Source organism: Desulfosarcina alkanivorans, assembly GCF_009688945.1.
Lineage (GTDB): Bacteria > Desulfobacterota > Desulfobacteria > Desulfobacterales > Desulfosarcinaceae > Desulfosarcina > Desulfosarcina alkanivorans.
On the sequence record NZ_AP021874.1, the window covers coordinates 2,811,228 to 2,825,202 of the forward strand.

Consider the following 13,975-nt stretch of genomic DNA (forward strand, 5'->3'; position numbering starts at 1 on the left):
GATGATTACTTATACCACTATTTTTTTTACCAAGAACATCTTTTTAACTTACATTCCGCACCCGTGAGAATCGATTTTAGGAAATTTTTTATCGTTCAAAAATAACCACATAGGCGATTTAACATATTGTATTTACTGTAAAATAAAAATACCTAGACATTTCAACTAGTTGCTGGTACGTTACCCCCAATCTTGACAACAACAGTTCAAAGGAGGGGACATGCCACCGCTTGACACTGAAAGTTTGACCATCACCGAGGTCAGGCATCTGCCGATCGTCAAGGCTTATGCACAAAAAATCGGTCTGGTGGAGACCATCGACCGGATGGTCGGTTCTCAAATGGAATTGAGCCCCGGCATGGCTGTATTCGGCATGGTGCTCGACACCCTTTCGGGACGGACACCGCTTTACCGTCTGACCGAATTTTTTGAAGAAAAGGATACGGAGCTTCTCCTGGGCACCGCTATCGAACCGGAACGCTTTTGCGATACCAACTTGGGCCGGTCCATGGATCAGATTTTCGAGACCGGTACCCAGAAGGTGTTTTCTCAGATCGCGCAGAATGCATTGACAGTTTTTGCCGTCGATCCGCGACGACTGCATTTCGATACGACCTCCGTGAGTGTATTCGGCGATTACCATCTGGTTGATCCACCGTTTGAGATCACCTATGGTTACAGCAAGGACAAACGACCGGACCTCAAACAGTTTCTGGTATCGATGCTGTGTGTCGACCGCAACATCCCCATTTTGGGGACCACGACGGACGGCAACGCTTCGGACAAGACCTTGAACAACGAACTGCTGACCAATATCTCCGCATACATGGCCAGACACGGGCTTGAACCGGGCGCGTACGTCTATGTGGCCGACTCTGCATTTGTCACCGAGGACAATCTGAAGAAAGCCGACAGGCGTCAGACCTGGTTTCTGACCCGCCTGCCGGCGACCTACAAAGAGTGCGGCCGGATCATTCGTGAAGCCGTGGCCGCCGATGACTGGATCGACATCGGCCGCCTGGCCGAAGAACGCGACCGCCCCAATCGCTCAGTTGCCCGCTATCGGGCCTATGACGGCACCGTCGAGCTTTACGGAAAAACCTACCGGGCGATCGTCGTGCATTCCAGCGCGCATGACAAGCGGCGTCATAAACGCATCGATCGCATGTTGAAACAGGACCGCAAGCAGCTTGAAAAAGACTGCAAAAAGCTCGCGGACACCGTGTACTATTGTCAGGCCGATGCGCAGGTCGCGTTAGACAAACTGATTCGTCAATCCGCGTCCAGCTACCACCGGCTTCAAGCTGGTGTTGAAAAAATCCCCAAATACGGTCGCGGCCGGCCTGCGGCCGGTAAGCCCCGAAAGGTTTTGCGCTACGAATATCGCGTAACGGCGACGGTTGTGGAAGCCCCGCAAAAAGTGCAACCGCTCAGGGAAGAAGCCGGTTGCTTTGTCCTGTTGACGAATCTTTTGGACCAACAAGGCGACTGGTCCGCCCCGGAACTGCTCTCCCTTTACAAGAGCCAGATCGGCATCGAGAAGAACTTCAGCTTCCTGAAGGACCCGGCCATCGTAAACAGCATTTTTCTGAAAAAGGCCCAGCGGATCGAAGTGTTGGGCCTGGTATTGCTGATCTCCCTTTTGATCTGGCGTTTGATGGAGCGTTCCATGCGCCAGTATGTCGAGACCAATGACTGTGAGTTGCCCGGTTGGGTGCGACGCAAAACCAGAAAGCCGACCAGCTTTATGATGACGACCAAGTTCTCTTCAATCATGGTCGTTTCCATCGGGAACCACAGACAGTTGGCAAAACCATTGAAAGCTGTTCAGCTTGAGTATTTGAAAGCGCTTGGCGTCACAACTGACACATTCACAGCCCCATAAAGCGATGAAAAATAGTCGAATCGTTGCTGCTTGGGGTGCGGAATGTACGTTTTAAGGCCTTAAGGCCGCAAATTGGGCCTGTTTTCAACCTAACAATTTGATATCTGAGTATTCTGTTTGCCCCAGAGTCCGATTTTGGTTCGACCCTTTTCCTCGTTAAAAAGTCACTTCCCCCAGAATATTTACTGAAGTGTTTGATCTTTTTTTAATTTTTTTAAACAGAGTTCAATACTGTTCTTAATATTTTGCTCATTTGGATTTAAGGCTTCGGCCTTCTTATATGCTTTAAGTGACAAATCATATTTTTTTATCATATTATAGGCATATCCCAATCTAACAAAACCTATATAGTCTTTCGGATAATGCTTGACATATTTTTCCAAATAATTAATTGCTGATTCAAACTCTCTAAGTTCTATAAAACTATACCCTAAATAATAATTATGGGAATCGCTTTCTCGTAACTTTTCATAACAACCTAAAAGATCAACGACTTCTTTGTATTGTTTTGATTTAAAATATACTCTGGAAAGTAAAAGAATGGTTGAATAGTTGTTACTCTCATGGTCAAGTAAAGATTCAAGTAATTTTTTTGATTCATCTAACTGATTATGATCTAAATATTGACTGCTTAAAAATAATTTTATAAATCGATTATCAGGTTTTTTATTCAGTTCTTTTAAACACACTTTCTCAACAACTGAAAAGTATGAAGCAGTAGGATTTGTAATTAACCCTGCAATTATTTTAAAACCAAGTATTATTTTTTCAATTCGCATTTTATTTCCATCCTGTACTGCTATAGAATTATGGATTACTTGCTCTTACAAGGTCCATTATTGCGCGAACGATTTTCTTCCATAGTGGTGCTTTAGGATCATTCCCTGGATCATTCGGATCATACCCTTTTCCAGGCCCCATCCACGGGGTCCCCTCTTCACATTTGCTTTTCGCAAGTTGTTCTTCCATTTCTTCTGTTTTCTCCCTTATATCTTCGGGAGTAATGGGACCTGGAGGATATAAACCTGAATCATCTTGAAAAAGCCTTACAATATCTTTCGCTAAGGGGCGAGGATCCATTAAATCCGCTATTCTCCCCAAATCCTTTTGCATCTGTGCCGACTGCCCAGGGGTTAGTCCAAGCTGAGGGTAACCGGCAGTTCCAACACCGAAACCGGAGCTTGCAACTCCACCAGCCCCCCCCATACCAATGGCAGCCGGAGTTAGCCCCCAAGGATCAACCCAGTTCACCGAATCATTGGCAAGGTTAATCCGGTCGAGCCCTACCGCCAAAAAGAGCGCAACTCCTTATATATCAAAGATCCACACCGATTTTACCCGACCTGTAATTAGGCATAATTTTGACAAAAAATGGAAAAAGCGTAACCGTAAAGTCGGGCATGGGGTTCAGTGTCGGCAGACACTTTCTTTTTAGCGCCTATGGGTAAGATAATCAAATGATTTTTAGCGGTTAAAAGAAAAAGGAGAGGTTTTCTCTTTAACCGCCACGAGGAGAACAGACCGGCTGCCCCCGCAGCAGCCGGAGGACCGGCACGGGCCGCAGGGCGAGGAGGCAGACGCCGCCTTTCAAAGGGGCGGCGGGCGGGATAAGAATCGGATTCGACCGGCTGCATTCCTTAATGTGTCGTTGCCCCGCCTGGCGGGACCCGTGCTCTGATTATATAAACTCGCGTTATCGGATGGCGCACCGCAATCTATGTCCAATCGGACGTGCTGTACGATAACGACTGATTATGTAAGAAGAAGCAGGGGGCGTGACAGGCGGGGCTTATCAATGGATGCGGCCGACCTTCGGGGCGGCGGGCGGGCATATCGATTCAGACGCAGGCCGCCCCCGCAGGCAGCGGAGGACCGGAGGGCCGTAGCCCGAGGAGGCGGACGCACCGCTCATCTGCGGTTGTAGGTGCTGCGGATGCCGTCCAGCAGAGCCTGCATGTTGTCCGGGTCCAGGGTCTGCAAGGCCTCGCCCAGGTTGAACCGGTCGTGAAGGTTCGGGTTGCACAGGTTGAGCAACGCTTCCAGGATCAAAAACTCGCCGTGGGAGAGCAGCCCGCCGCCGCCCTTGTACAGCCAGGTGGAAAGATCCAGGTCGTAAAAGTCGGTGGGCGTGATACCCGGGATATTGCCCCGTTCCACGCCTTTGTGACGCAGCGCCGGGAACGAACAGGCGATCCGGTACAGCCTTTCGTCAATGGATGACATAAGGGCCTCCTTTCACATTTTTTCCCGTTCACGGGGATGACAGCGGCGATGGATGTCTTTCAGGTCGGTGATCGACAGATGGGTATACACCTGGGTCGAGTCCAGCGAGGCGTGACCGAGCAATTTCTGGATCGTCCGGATGTCGGCCTTGTTCTTGAGCATGGCCGTGGCGCACGAATGCCGGAAGGTATGCGGGTGCACGTTCTTTTTCAGCTTGGCTTTTTTCGCATACTTTTTGACCAGTTTCCAGACCACGTTTTTGGAGAACGTTTTCCCCTGCATGGTGAGGAACAGGTGGGCGTTGTACGGATCGACGATCAACTCGCCGCGAACGGACTTGATATAGTTTTCCAAGTACCGGCAGGCGATCCGGCCGATGGGAACGATGCGGTCCTTCTTGCCCTTGCCCTCGATAATGCGCAAGAACCCGTCTTGGTAGTCCACATCGGCCAGGGTCAGCTTGTTGAGTTCGTCCTTGCGGATGGCCGAAGAGTAGAGCACTTCCAGGATGGTGCGGTCGCGGTAGCCGATGACGGTCTTAACATCCGGGGCATGGATGATCCTGCGGGCCTCTGCCGGCGTCAGCACGCCCCGGGGAAGCTTTTTGGGCTCCTTGGCATAGGCCACATTGCCGCCCGGATCGGAGACAATATAATCGTTGTCCTTTAAAAAGCGGGTGAAGTTCTTGGCCGCCGAGAGCATGCGGTTCTGGTAGGCGATGGAGTTGGGCTGTCCCCGGCTGTTCAGGCTTTCGAAAAGCGCCATTTGATACTCACGGATCGTTTGGGAAGCGATTTGCTCCACATGCGTCACGCCGCAGCCTTCCAGGTAGGCCAAAAACTTTGCCAGCATCCAGTCTACATGGTCGATGGTGCGCTCTGACAGGTTCCGCACTTTGAGCGACCGCAGATAGGCGACGGATAAGGATTTAAAGTGCGTTTCGTTCATAGCGGCCCTTGATCCTTTCGATTTGGGGTTTCACCGTGACCCTGGCGGTTTTATCCTTTTCCCTGGGGTGAGTCTTTGCGTGCACGGCCTTGATATCCAGCCCCAGTGCCCGGATATACTGCTGGGTGCTTTTCAGGTCCGCATGGCCCAGCATCCGTTGCACCGCCACGATATCCGCCCCGTTTTTTACCAGGTCGGTGGCAAAGGTGTGCCGGAACGTATGGGCCGTGACCCTTTTTTTAAGCCTGGCCTGCCGGGCAAACGTGCGGATCATGAGGCTCACCACCTGGGAGGTGACCGGATTGCCGTAGCGGTTGACGAACAAGCGCCGGGTTTTGCGGTTCTTCTTTGTCAGCCGGGGCCTGGCCTTGGCGATGTATTCGCGCACGGCTTTGACGGCGTGCCTGCCCATGGGCACCACCCGGTCCTTTTGCCCCTTGCCCTTGTTGACCCGCAAAAGGCCGCCTTGAAGATCGGCATCGAACACGGTCAAGGCGCACAGCTCCCGCAAGCGGATGCCGGTGGAGTAGAACACCTCCAGAATGGCCCGGTCCCGGATGCCGGTCATCAGGGCCAGGTTGGGCTGGTCCAGGATCTTTTCCATCTCCTTGCGGGTCAACACATGCCGGGGCAGGGATTTGTCCTTTTGCGGTTCGCGGATGGATTCTGCCGGGTCGATGAACACCCGGTTGGATGCCTCCAGGTATTCGAACAGACGCTTTATGGCCCGTACCTTGGTGCAGATGGTGCCGATGGTGTAGGATTTGCCCTTATCGGTTTTGTGGCGGTAAAGCCCTTCTATGTAAGCCTCGATATGGCCTTTGGTCACCTGCCGTACATCGCCGGCGTCCACGGCCTGCAAAAAACCCCGGGCCTGCCCGGTGTACAAATCGACCGTTGACGGGCTGCAGCCGCGGACCTGCAAATGCTCCTTGAACGAGAACAACAGCTCGTTGAGATTATCCATACGACCCCCCGTTTAACTGCGTTTACGATGACGGTTTGGCGATGTTGCCTATATTACTTTTGCCCGGATTGCCACGAAGTTGGGCCTAAAATTGCTGTCAGCCCTTGCCGATAAAGCGTTTGCCAAGATCACGGCGCACCCTCGTTGTGAGCTCGAACCGGGCTCGTAGTCCCCTTGTAGTTGAGATTTCAGCCCTCGTTGTCGTCGACAATCCCGGCCTGCTTTGCTTTTTTTCTTAACTGCTTGATATCGATCAGCCCGACCATAAAGGGCCTGCCGTCCTCGCCGCCGCCGGTGTAAACCAGCTCGTACACGTACTCCTTGCCCCTTTTTCCCATGGCTGTGTACAAATACTCCAGCTCTTCCAACTGGCGAATGTGGGTCCGCACCTGGAAGTCGCTCCAGCCGCTGTATTCCCGGATCTGGCGGCGGTTGAAGCGGTATTCGGCGGACGCGCCCGCCTTGCCGTCTTGCTCGCACATCTGCTTGACGAGAAGAAGCAGCTTGCGCGACGACGGGCTCAGTTCGTCAAGGCTGCGCCCCAGGACTTCGTTTGCTATGGTGTTGGCCTTTTCGATGTCGGCCAGCGTCACGGTGATGTATTCGATGGCCTGGCCCTCGTGCTCGACGGTGCGGCGCCTTCTCTGGTACTGGAACAGGTAGCTGACTGCCGATATCAGGTTCAGGTACTTGGTGTGGTCCCGCCTGGCCCGCAGGGATTTACTGGTGAAGGTGAGCAGTTCGGCATAGGGGTTGACCACCTTGACGGACTGCAAAAGCCGGTTGGCGTTGCGGTGCTTGGCCATGACCGCATCGGCGGACAAACCCGACAGCATCCCGGCCATGGTGTGGCGCTGCCTTTGCTTGGCCAGGATCTTTTCGGTCATCTCCACCGACTCGTCGATGGAGACGAACACGAACCGGGAGGCGGTCTCACCGTCGATATCCACGGCCGTGGTGGTGATAAAGACCATCAGCGGGCCTTCCACCGTGTTTTCTTCGGTTTTGAGCTTGCCGGTGGCCGCATCCTTGCCCGTGTAAGCGATGGTGATCTTTTTGGAACTCTGGATGGAGCGGATGGAGTAGATGGCCCCGTTCATACCGTCCAGCTCCTCGATGGCCAGGATTTTATGCTTGAGGCTGTCCGACTCCTTGTAGAACAGGGCCTGGTCGGTCAGACGGGTGTACTTGATGACCTCACCGATGGGGATCAACGATAAAACCGTGTCCTGCAAGAACGATTTGCCGGCGGCGCTCCTGGATTGGATCATCACGGACAAGGGTTCGTCCATCTTGCGCGAGACCGCCGCGATATAGCAAAGCAGCTTGTTCATGGACTCGCCGGTGTAGCCCACGGTCTCAAAATCGGCCAGGATCTCGTCGAACATATTCGGGTTTTCGAGAAGGGCCAGGGCCTTTTGTTTGTCGCCGGCGGTCATCTGCGTTTGGCCGGGTTGGGCCTCTTTGGGCGGCCGGTAGCTCTCGGCATGCTGCATCAGCTTTTGCAGGTCGTCGGAGATTGTCTTCTCGTCCAGACCGAACAGGTCGCACAAGCCCTTGAGCAAAAAGCCCCTGGACCTGGCCGAGTAAAAGTCCACCGTATCCACGTGGAAACGGTCTTTGCCCTTGTCTGTGGCAATACCCTTGATGGTGGCTTTCAGTTTGGTCTCGCGCCGGACGATCCCCCGGGCCTCGTAGCGCCGGCCGTCGATTGTCACCGCAAAGCCGTAATCGGTGGCGGTGTAGCGGTCCTTTTTTTCTTTAACCGCCGTCTCGGGCTCCGGGTCACCGGTGCCTATCAGTTTTTTGAACGCGGTGGCGGGCTCGGCGGTTAAAAGAAAAAAGTCGTTGATATCCTGGCCGTCGGGAAGATCGATGCGATGGGCGGTAAAGCCTTCGGATTCGAGTCGGGCGGCTGCTTTCTTCGCTGCCTTTCGCCCGGTATCGTCGGCGTCGAAGCAGACATGCACGGTTTCGACGCCGCACTGCTTGAACCAGGCCAGATGATCGCCGGTAACACCGTTGGTGCCGTAAGCCGGGATGGTGTTGTGGATCCCGGCGCACAGCAACGTCAGGCTGTCGATCACCGATTCGGTAAGAATGATTTGTTTGTGCGCCCGGGCCGCCTGACGGTTGAACAGGCCCAGCCGTTGCCCGGTCAGGTACAGGTGACGGGCGCAGCCGGGCTTGGCCGCATCGTCGATGCGCCGGCCGTAGATCCCGGCCGGATTACCATTGGCATCGTACAAGGGGAAGGTGACGCAGCCGTAAAAGTGCTCCTTGCCCCGCTGGTTCAAAATACCGAGCCCTTTCAACTGGCCGATCAACTCCCCGTCATCGGGCAGCACGTTTAGCAGCGTGCCGTTGGCAAAACCGGCCGTATGGGCGGACAATACCGACTTGTCCGCGATGCCCCGGGTCTCCAGGTACTGCCGGGCGCGCGGGTCTTCGCCAAAGGCCGTGTGGTAGAAGGCCACCACCCGGGCCAGCAGCTTTTTCTGTTTGGCCGACAGCGGCGGGTCGGGGGTTGGCTTCGGTTTGGGCGTTCGAGCCTGCAAGCCGTTGTCTGACAGGCGTTTGACGGCTTCTTTGAAGTCCACGCGGTCGAACAGTTCCACAAAGCGGATCACGTCGCCGGCAGCGCCGCAGCCAAAACACTGCCACAGGTTTTTATCGGGATTGATGGACAGGGATGGATTCTTGTCGTCGTGGAAGGGGCAAAGACCGAACCAGCCCTTGCCGTTTTGCTTTACATCGATGCCCCGGGATTGGACCAGGGCCAGCAGATCAACGCCACGTTTGACGGCCTCGATCTTCTCTTTCTCTATCGTCATATCTCGCTCTCTCTTGTCCCGGCGTAGCCTTTACGCGAAGCCGGGTCTCTCAGTTTGCTGAACATCACGTCGCGCAGGTGGTTCAGGCTTTCTCTCAGTTGTACCGGGTTGACCAGGGCGCGGCCGCAGCGGTAATCGCTGTCCAACCGGTCCAGGTCCCGGCCGGTGATCAAAAACGTGGCGATCTTCCGGCCGTTTCTCCGCACCCGCACGCCTGCCAGGTTGCCGCCGCTGGCCAGAAGATATGCGCCACGGAACAGGTCCGTCACTTCAAGGGTGCCCTTCAAAAGACATCACCTCCTTTGAAAATTTATTTCTGTCACGAATACGTGACTTCCATAACGAATCGGTGACGACCTGTCAAGTACTTATGGGGATTGACTATTACCTATAGATGCTAAATAATGCATTCAATTCGATAAAAACATTGATAATTGATATTTTTAGGTGATTATATGGCTATCGGCGAAAGGATACAGGCACTAAGAAAACGGCAAGGATGGAGCCAACAGCAATTGGCCAAAAAGATCGGTACCAGCGGACCGATCGTGGGGCGCTACGAACGCGGCGAGATGACCCCCTCGGTAGAAGTGGCCAAAAAACTGGCCGACACTTTCGATGTCACCCTTGATTTTCTGGTGGACGATACGGGAAGAACGGCAGAGATCAAGGACAAGGCCATGCTCCAACGCATAATGGATATCCAGGCCCTGGATACAGAGGATCAGAAAACCATTGTGCATGTACTCGACAGCCTGTTAAGGGACGCCAAAGCTAAGAAAGCCTACGCACCTCAATAGCTGGACGCAGCCCCAAGGGATATTTTTGCAGTAAAGGAGGCACCATCATGGGCCAGATTCAATATATTTCTGATGAAAACAACCAGGTGACGGGGGTCATCGTGCCCATCGACCTTTGGCAGGAGATTCAGTCCGAGAAGGAAACGGCGCATCTGCTGAAAAGCGACGCGATGAGGGCACGGCTGCTGGACGCTAAAAACCGCGAGAAAGGCATTCCTTTTGACGAAGCATGCAAAAAGCTTGGTGTTTGACCCCAACGGATTTGAGGATCTGGCCTGGTGGGTAGAGAAAGACCGTAAGAAAGCGCTACGCATCATCAAGCTGATCAAGGAAGTCCAAAAAAATCCGTTCTCCGGCACCGGTAAGCCCGAACCGCTCAAACACGAGTTGTCCGGTTGCTGGTCCCGCCGCATCGACCGGGAACACCGCCTGGTCTACCAGGTCAAAAAGGACACCATCCGTATCCTGGCCTGCCGCTACCATTATTGACCATTCCCATCCGCATTCTCACGTAACATGTAACAGCAAGGATTGGCCACTCCGGTCGCTTCATCGACAAGCCGCTGCGCTCGGCACATCCGATAATACTGTATTATCGGACATGGCCACGCCGTAAGGGCGTGCCTGCCCTCGCTCCACTAGACATAACCATATTATGTCTTCTTGACGATGAGACCGCACTCCCGGGCCTGGCTGTCTGTGTCCGCCCACCGCCCTGAATGAAAATGGCGGTTAAAGAGAAAATCATTTCTCCTTAACCGCCGTCTGTCAATGCTGGTTTCGTACCTTAACCCGATCAATGTTGCTATCGTCGGCGTCGAAGCAGACATGCACGGTTTCGACGCCGCACTGCTTGAACCAGGCCAGATGATCGCCGGTAACACCGTTGGTGCCGTAAGCCGGGATGGTGTTGTGGATCCCGGCGCACAGCAACGTCAGGCTGTCGATCACCGATTCGGTAAGAATGATTTGTTTGTGCGCCCGGGCCGCCTGACGGTTGAACAGGCCCAGCCGTTGCCCGGTCAGGTACAGGTGACGGGCGCAGCCGGGCTTGGCCGCATCGTCGATGCGCCGGCCGTAGATCCCGGCCGGATTACCATTGGCATCGTACAAGGGGAAGGTGACGCAGCCGTAAAAGTGCTCCTTGCCCCGCTGGTTCAAAATACCGAGCCCTTTCAACTGGCCGATCAACTCCCCGTCATCGGGCAGCACGTTTAGCAGCGTGCCGTTGGCAAAACCGGCCGTATGGGCGGACAATACCGACTTGTCCGCGATGCCCCGGGTCTCCAGGTACTGCCGGGCGCGCGGGTCTTCGCCAAAGGCCGTGTGGTAGAAGGCCACCACCCGGGCCAGCAGCTTTTTCTGTTTGGCCGACAGCGGCGGGTCGGGGGTTGGCTTCGGTTTGGGCGTTCGAGCCTGCAAGCCGTTGTCTGACAGGCGTTTGACGGCTTCTTTGAAGTCCACGCGGTCGAACAGTTCCACAAAGCGGATCACGTCGCCGGCAGCGCCGCAGCCAAAACACTGCCACAGGTTTTTATCGGGATTGATGGACAGGGATGGATTCTTGTCGTCGTGGAAGGGGCAAAGACCGAACCAGCCCTTGCCGTTTTGCTTTACATCGATGCCCCGGGATTGGACCAGGGCCAGCAGATCAACGCCACGTTTGACGGCCTCGATCTTCTCTTTCTCTATCGTCATATCTCGCTCTCTCTTGTCCCGGCGTAGCCTTTACGCGAAGCCGGGTCTCTCAGTTTGCTGAACATCACGTCGCGCAGGTGGTTCAGGCTTTCTCTCAGTTGTACCGGGTTGACCAGGGCGCGGCCGCAGCGGTAATCGCTGTCCAACCGGTCCAGGTCCCGGCCGGTGATCAAAAACGTGGCGATCTTCCGGCCGTTTCTCCGCACCCGCACGCCTGCCAGGTTGCCGCCGCTGGCCAGAAGATATGCGCCACGGAACAGGTCCGTCACTTCAAGGGTGCCCTTCAAAAGACATCACCTCCTTTGAAAATTTATTTCTGTCACGAATACGTGACTTCCATAACGAATCGGTGACGACCTGTCAAGTACTTATGGGGATTGACTATTACCTATAGATGCTAAATAATGCATTCAATTCGATAAAAACATTGATAATTGATATTTTTAGGTGATTATATGGCTATCGGCGAAAGGATACAGGCACTAAGAAAACGGCAAGGATGGAGCCAACAGCAATTGGCCAAAAAGATCGGTACCAGCGGACCGATCGTGGGGCGCTACGAACGCGGCGAGATGACCCCCTCGGTAGAAGTGGCCAAAAAACTGGCCGACACTTTCGATGTCACCCTTGATTTTCTGGTGGACGATACGGGAAGAACGGCAGAGATCAAGGACAAGGCCATGCTCCAACGCATAATGGATATCCAGGCCCTGGATACAGAGGATCAGAAAACCATTGTGCATGTACTCGACAGCCTGTTAAGGGACGCCAAAGCTAAGAAAGCCTACGCACCTCAATAGCTGGACGCAGCCCCAAGGGATATTTTTGCAGTAAAGGAGGCACCATCATGGGCCAGATTCAATATATTTCTGATGAAAACAACCAGGTGACGGGGGTCATCGTGCCCATCGACCTTTGGCAGGAGATTCAGTCCGAGAAGGAAACGGCGCATCTGCTGAAAAGCGACGCGATGAGGGCACGGCTGCTGGACGCTAAAAACCGCGAGAAAGGCATTCCTTTTGACGAAGCATGCAAAAAGCTTGGTGTTTGACCCCAACGGATTTGAGGATCTGGCCTGGTGGGTAGAGAAAGACCGTAAGAAAGCGCTACGCATCATCAAGCTGATCAAGGAAGTCCAAAAAAATCCGTTCTCCGGCACCGGTAAGCCCGAACCGCTCAAACACGAGTTGTCCGGTTGCTGGTCCCGCCGCATCGACCGGGAACACCGCCTGGTCTACCAGGTCAAAAAGGACACCATCCGTATCCTGGCCTGCCGCTACCATTATTGACCATTCCCATCCGCATTCTCACGTAACATGTAACAGCAAGGATTGGCCACTCCGGTCGCTTCATCGACAAGCCGCTGCGCTCGGCACATCCGATAATACTGTATTATCGGACATGGCCACGCCGTAAGGGCGTGCCTGCCCTCGCTCCACTAGACATAACCATATTATGTCTTCTTGACGATGAGACCGCACTCCCGGGCCTGGCTGTCTGTGTCCGCCCACCGCCCTGAATGAAAATGGCGGTTAAAGAGAAAATCATTTCTCCTTAACCGCCGTCTGTCAATGCTGGTTTCGTACCTTAACCCGATCAATGTTGCTATGCGGATAGCCCTATCAAATAAGGTGATACCGCTAATAATCCAACTATAAAAACCATCGGTAGGGCGGCTATTGTCAAAACGACGCCAGATTTAAGGAAAGAAGAATTCATGCAAATTTTAACTGCAAATACGGATAGCATCAACGTCCAGAGGTAGACAAAATATACCAAATAATTGAAGGGCGTATGGGGAAAAAAATATCGAAGTAAAATTGATAACACGTGAAAGATCAATCCTATTCCGCTTATGGACAATAAAGATAGCAATAGAGGCTCCATTTTAGGGCTATCTTTTAAATTAAATATCAAATAAATCAACAGGATAAAAACGAAAAAACTGACAAACGTGATCAACCAATTTACTTGCGGTATGCTCAACAATGAGAAAAAATAATTTAGTTTATCACTTGAGTAAAAATGAACAGTCTCTCTATGGACCCCGGATAGACCACCTGATTTAATAAAGCTAAGGACTGTAACTGTAATAAATATTAAAAGAGTCTCATTTTTAAATGCTCCATCTCTTATTTCTTTAAAGACATTAAACGGATTAACAACGATGTCTTTTAACAGGTTGTATACATTGGTTAAAATTACTTGCATGGGTCCTCATCTTTGCCGTAATAGTCATATGTCCAATCGTTAACCTGTGGATAGAAATAATGGGTTCCAGGGCTTGTGATAAATGTTTCATCAGGCCCCGGGATATGTTTCTGAATCCATGTTTGCTCAATTCTTCTTTGAGTTCCTATCTCAAAAGCATCGTCAAGATATGAATTTTCTGGATTTGGGTCTGGAACCCATTCTTGAATAACATCTCTTTTTAGACCCAAATACTCTTTAGGGTCTGCGCCTGCAACGGACGGGTCCATACCGCTACCAATTAAATTTGTAACCCTGTTTAGTAGAAATCTCCCCGTATTTTTCGTGCTATGGTAATCACTCCCAACGGTAACCCATATTAAACCAAATGGATCAACAAAGTTCACCGGATTATTTTGGACATATACAT

General features: G+C 52.7%; 18 protein-coding genes. 7 read left to right on the top strand and 11 right to left on the bottom strand.

Translation table 11 applies throughout. From position 1 onward, the window contains the following. The first annotated feature begins 220 nt into the window (after positions 1–220). Positions 221–1,885, top strand: a complete 1,665-nt coding sequence (locus tag DSCA_RS12385; RefSeq protein WP_155315006.1) for an IS1634 family transposase — start codon at positions 221–223, stop codon at positions 1,883–1,885. Positions 1,886–2,067: 182 nt separating this feature from the next. On the opposite strand, the gene DSCA_RS12390 is transcribed toward DSCA_RS12385, so the two are convergent. From DSCA_RS12390 to DSCA_RS12420, 7 genes are all read right to left on the bottom strand, one after another. Continuing rightward, the gene (locus tag DSCA_RS12390; RefSeq protein ID WP_155316729.1) at positions 2,068–2,664 is read right to left on the bottom strand and encodes a tetratricopeptide repeat protein; all 597 of its coding nucleotides are present in this window, start codon (positions 2,662–2,664) and stop codon (positions 2,068–2,070) included. A 28-nt stretch (positions 2,665–2,692) separates the two neighbouring features. Further along, a complete protein-coding gene (locus DSCA_RS12395; protein ID WP_155316730.1) occupies positions 2,693–3,178 on the bottom strand; it encodes a hypothetical protein in 486 nt (161 codons plus the stop codon). A 615-nt stretch (positions 3,179–3,793) separates the two neighbouring features. Further along, positions 3,794–4,108: a hypothetical protein gene (locus DSCA_RS12400; protein ID WP_155316731.1), complete on the bottom strand. Its 315-nt coding sequence runs from the start codon at positions 4,106–4,108 to the stop codon at positions 3,794–3,796. Between the two features lie 12 nt (positions 4,109–4,120). Further along, the gene (locus tag DSCA_RS12405) at positions 4,121–5,056 is read right to left on the bottom strand and encodes a tyrosine-type recombinase/integrase (protein ID WP_155316732.1); all 936 of its coding nucleotides are present in this window, start codon (positions 5,054–5,056) and stop codon (positions 4,121–4,123) included. Then, a complete protein-coding gene (locus tag DSCA_RS12410) occupies positions 5,037–6,023 on the bottom strand; it encodes a tyrosine-type recombinase/integrase (protein ID WP_155316733.1) in 987 nt (328 codons plus the stop codon). The genes DSCA_RS12405 and DSCA_RS12410 overlap by 20 nt, the downstream gene beginning before the upstream one ends. A 188-nt stretch (positions 6,024–6,211) precedes the next feature. After that, positions 6,212–8,857, bottom strand: coding sequence for a CHC2 zinc finger domain-containing protein (locus DSCA_RS12415; protein ID WP_155316734.1), 2,646 nt, complete (start codon positions 8,855–8,857; stop codon positions 6,212–6,214). Then, a complete protein-coding gene (locus tag DSCA_RS12420) occupies positions 8,854–9,144 on the bottom strand; it encodes a hypothetical protein (protein ID WP_155316735.1) in 291 nt (96 codons plus the stop codon). The genes DSCA_RS12415 and DSCA_RS12420 overlap by 4 nt, the downstream gene beginning before the upstream one ends. Positions 9,145–9,312: 168 nt before the next feature. On the opposite strand from DSCA_RS12420, the gene DSCA_RS12425 reads away from it, so the two are divergent. From DSCA_RS12425 to DSCA_RS12435, 3 genes are read left to right on the top strand one after another with little or no spacing between them, the layout of a single operon-like run. Next, the gene (locus DSCA_RS12425; protein ID WP_155316736.1) at positions 9,313–9,657 is read left to right on the top strand and encodes a helix-turn-helix domain-containing protein; all 345 of its coding nucleotides are present in this window, start codon (positions 9,313–9,315) and stop codon (positions 9,655–9,657) included. Between the two features lie 47 nt (positions 9,658–9,704). Beyond that, positions 9,705–9,908, top strand: a complete 204-nt coding sequence (locus tag DSCA_RS12430) for a prevent-host-death protein (RefSeq protein ID WP_155316737.1) — start codon at positions 9,705–9,707, stop codon at positions 9,906–9,908. Beyond that, positions 9,901–10,146, top strand: a complete 246-nt coding sequence (locus DSCA_RS12435; RefSeq protein ID WP_269434658.1) for a Txe/YoeB family addiction module toxin — start codon at positions 9,901–9,903, stop codon at positions 10,144–10,146. The genes DSCA_RS12430 and DSCA_RS12435 overlap by 8 nt, the downstream gene beginning before the upstream one ends. Before the next feature lie 279 nt (positions 10,147–10,425). On the opposite strand, the gene DSCA_RS12440 is transcribed toward DSCA_RS12435, so the two are convergent. Both DSCA_RS12440 and DSCA_RS12445 read right to left on the bottom strand, forming a co-directional pair. Further along, positions 10,426–11,355 (bottom strand): DNA primase, encoded by a 930-nt coding sequence (locus tag DSCA_RS12440; RefSeq protein WP_155316739.1) that lies wholly within the window; start codon positions 11,353–11,355, stop codon positions 10,426–10,428. After that, positions 11,352–11,642 carry a hypothetical protein gene (locus DSCA_RS12445; RefSeq protein ID WP_155316735.1) on the bottom strand — a complete coding sequence of 97 codons (291 nt, stop codon included), beginning with the start codon at positions 11,640–11,642 and terminating at the stop codon, positions 11,352–11,354. The genes DSCA_RS12440 and DSCA_RS12445 overlap by 4 nt, the downstream gene beginning before the upstream one ends. A gap of 168 nt (positions 11,643–11,810) precedes the next feature. Here DSCA_RS12445 and DSCA_RS12450 point away from each other — a divergent pair, with 168 nt between their 5' ends. Genes DSCA_RS12450 through DSCA_RS12460 form a run of 3 tightly spaced genes read left to right on the top strand, consistent with a single transcriptional unit; the run spans position 11,811 to position 12,644 of the window. After that, on the top strand, positions 11,811–12,155 hold the full coding sequence (locus tag DSCA_RS12450) for a helix-turn-helix domain-containing protein (RefSeq protein WP_155316736.1): 345 nt from the start codon (positions 11,811–11,813) through the stop codon (positions 12,153–12,155). A 47-nt stretch (positions 12,156–12,202) separates the two neighbouring features. Further along, entirely contained in the window at positions 12,203–12,406 is a 204-nt protein-coding gene (locus DSCA_RS12455) for a prevent-host-death protein (protein WP_155316737.1), read from the top strand. After that, complete coding sequence (locus DSCA_RS12460; RefSeq protein ID WP_269434658.1) at positions 12,399–12,644, top strand: Txe/YoeB family addiction module toxin; 246 nt, start codon at positions 12,399–12,401, stop codon at positions 12,642–12,644. The genes DSCA_RS12455 and DSCA_RS12460 overlap by 8 nt, the downstream gene beginning before the upstream one ends. Positions 12,645–12,960: 316 nt before the next feature. Here the strand turns inward: DSCA_RS12460 and DSCA_RS33190 are convergent, their stop codons facing one another. Together DSCA_RS33190 and DSCA_RS12465 are read right to left on the bottom strand one after the other, a co-directional pair. Next, entirely contained in the window at positions 12,961–13,566 is a 606-nt protein-coding gene (locus DSCA_RS33190; protein WP_407924244.1) for a YIP1 family protein, read from the bottom strand. Further along, positions 13,557–13,952, bottom strand: a complete 396-nt coding sequence (locus DSCA_RS12465) for a hypothetical protein (RefSeq protein ID WP_155316740.1) — start codon at positions 13,950–13,952, stop codon at positions 13,557–13,559. Before DSCA_RS12465 ends, DSCA_RS33190 begins: the two co-directional genes overlap by 10 nt. Between the last annotated feature and the right edge of the window lie 23 nt (positions 13,953–13,975).

What these genes read in the sequence shown, in the direction of transcription:
- DSCA_RS12455 (WP_155316737.1), top strand. Translation starts at nt 12,203, where the DNA reads ATGGGCCAGATTCAATATATTTCTGATGAAAACAACCAGGTGACGGGG.
- DSCA_RS12385 (WP_155315006.1), top strand. Translation starts at nt 221, where the DNA reads ATGCCACCGCTTGACACTGAAAGTTTGACCATCACCGAGGTCAGGCAT.
- DSCA_RS12430 (WP_155316737.1), top strand. Translation starts at nt 9,705, where the DNA reads ATGGGCCAGATTCAATATATTTCTGATGAAAACAACCAGGTGACGGGG.
- DSCA_RS12440 (WP_155316739.1), bottom strand. Translation starts at nt 11,355, where the DNA reads ATGACGATAGAGAAAGAGAAGATCGAGGCCGTCAAACGTGGCGTTGAT.
- DSCA_RS12415 (WP_155316734.1), bottom strand. Translation starts at nt 8,857, where the DNA reads ATGACGATAGAGAAAGAGAAGATCGAGGCCGTCAAACGTGGCGTTGAT.
- DSCA_RS33190 (WP_407924244.1), bottom strand. Translation starts at nt 13,566, where the DNA reads ATGCAAGTAATTTTAACCAATGTATACAACCTGTTAAAAGACATCGTT.
- DSCA_RS12450 (WP_155316736.1), top strand. Translation starts at nt 11,811, where the DNA reads ATGGCTATCGGCGAAAGGATACAGGCACTAAGAAAACGGCAAGGATGG.
- DSCA_RS12390 (WP_155316729.1), bottom strand. Translation starts at nt 2,664, where the DNA reads ATGCGAATTGAAAAAATAATACTTGGTTTTAAAATAATTGCAGGGTTA.
- DSCA_RS12400 (WP_155316731.1), bottom strand. Translation starts at nt 4,108, where the DNA reads ATGTCATCCATTGACGAAAGGCTGTACCGGATCGCCTGTTCGTTCCCG.
- DSCA_RS12410 (WP_155316733.1), bottom strand. Translation starts at nt 6,023, where the DNA reads ATGGATAATCTCAACGAGCTGTTGTTCTCGTTCAAGGAGCATTTGCAG.
- DSCA_RS12405 (WP_155316732.1), bottom strand. Translation starts at nt 5,056, where the DNA reads ATGAACGAAACGCACTTTAAATCCTTATCCGTCGCCTATCTGCGGTCG.
- DSCA_RS12425 (WP_155316736.1), top strand. Translation starts at nt 9,313, where the DNA reads ATGGCTATCGGCGAAAGGATACAGGCACTAAGAAAACGGCAAGGATGG.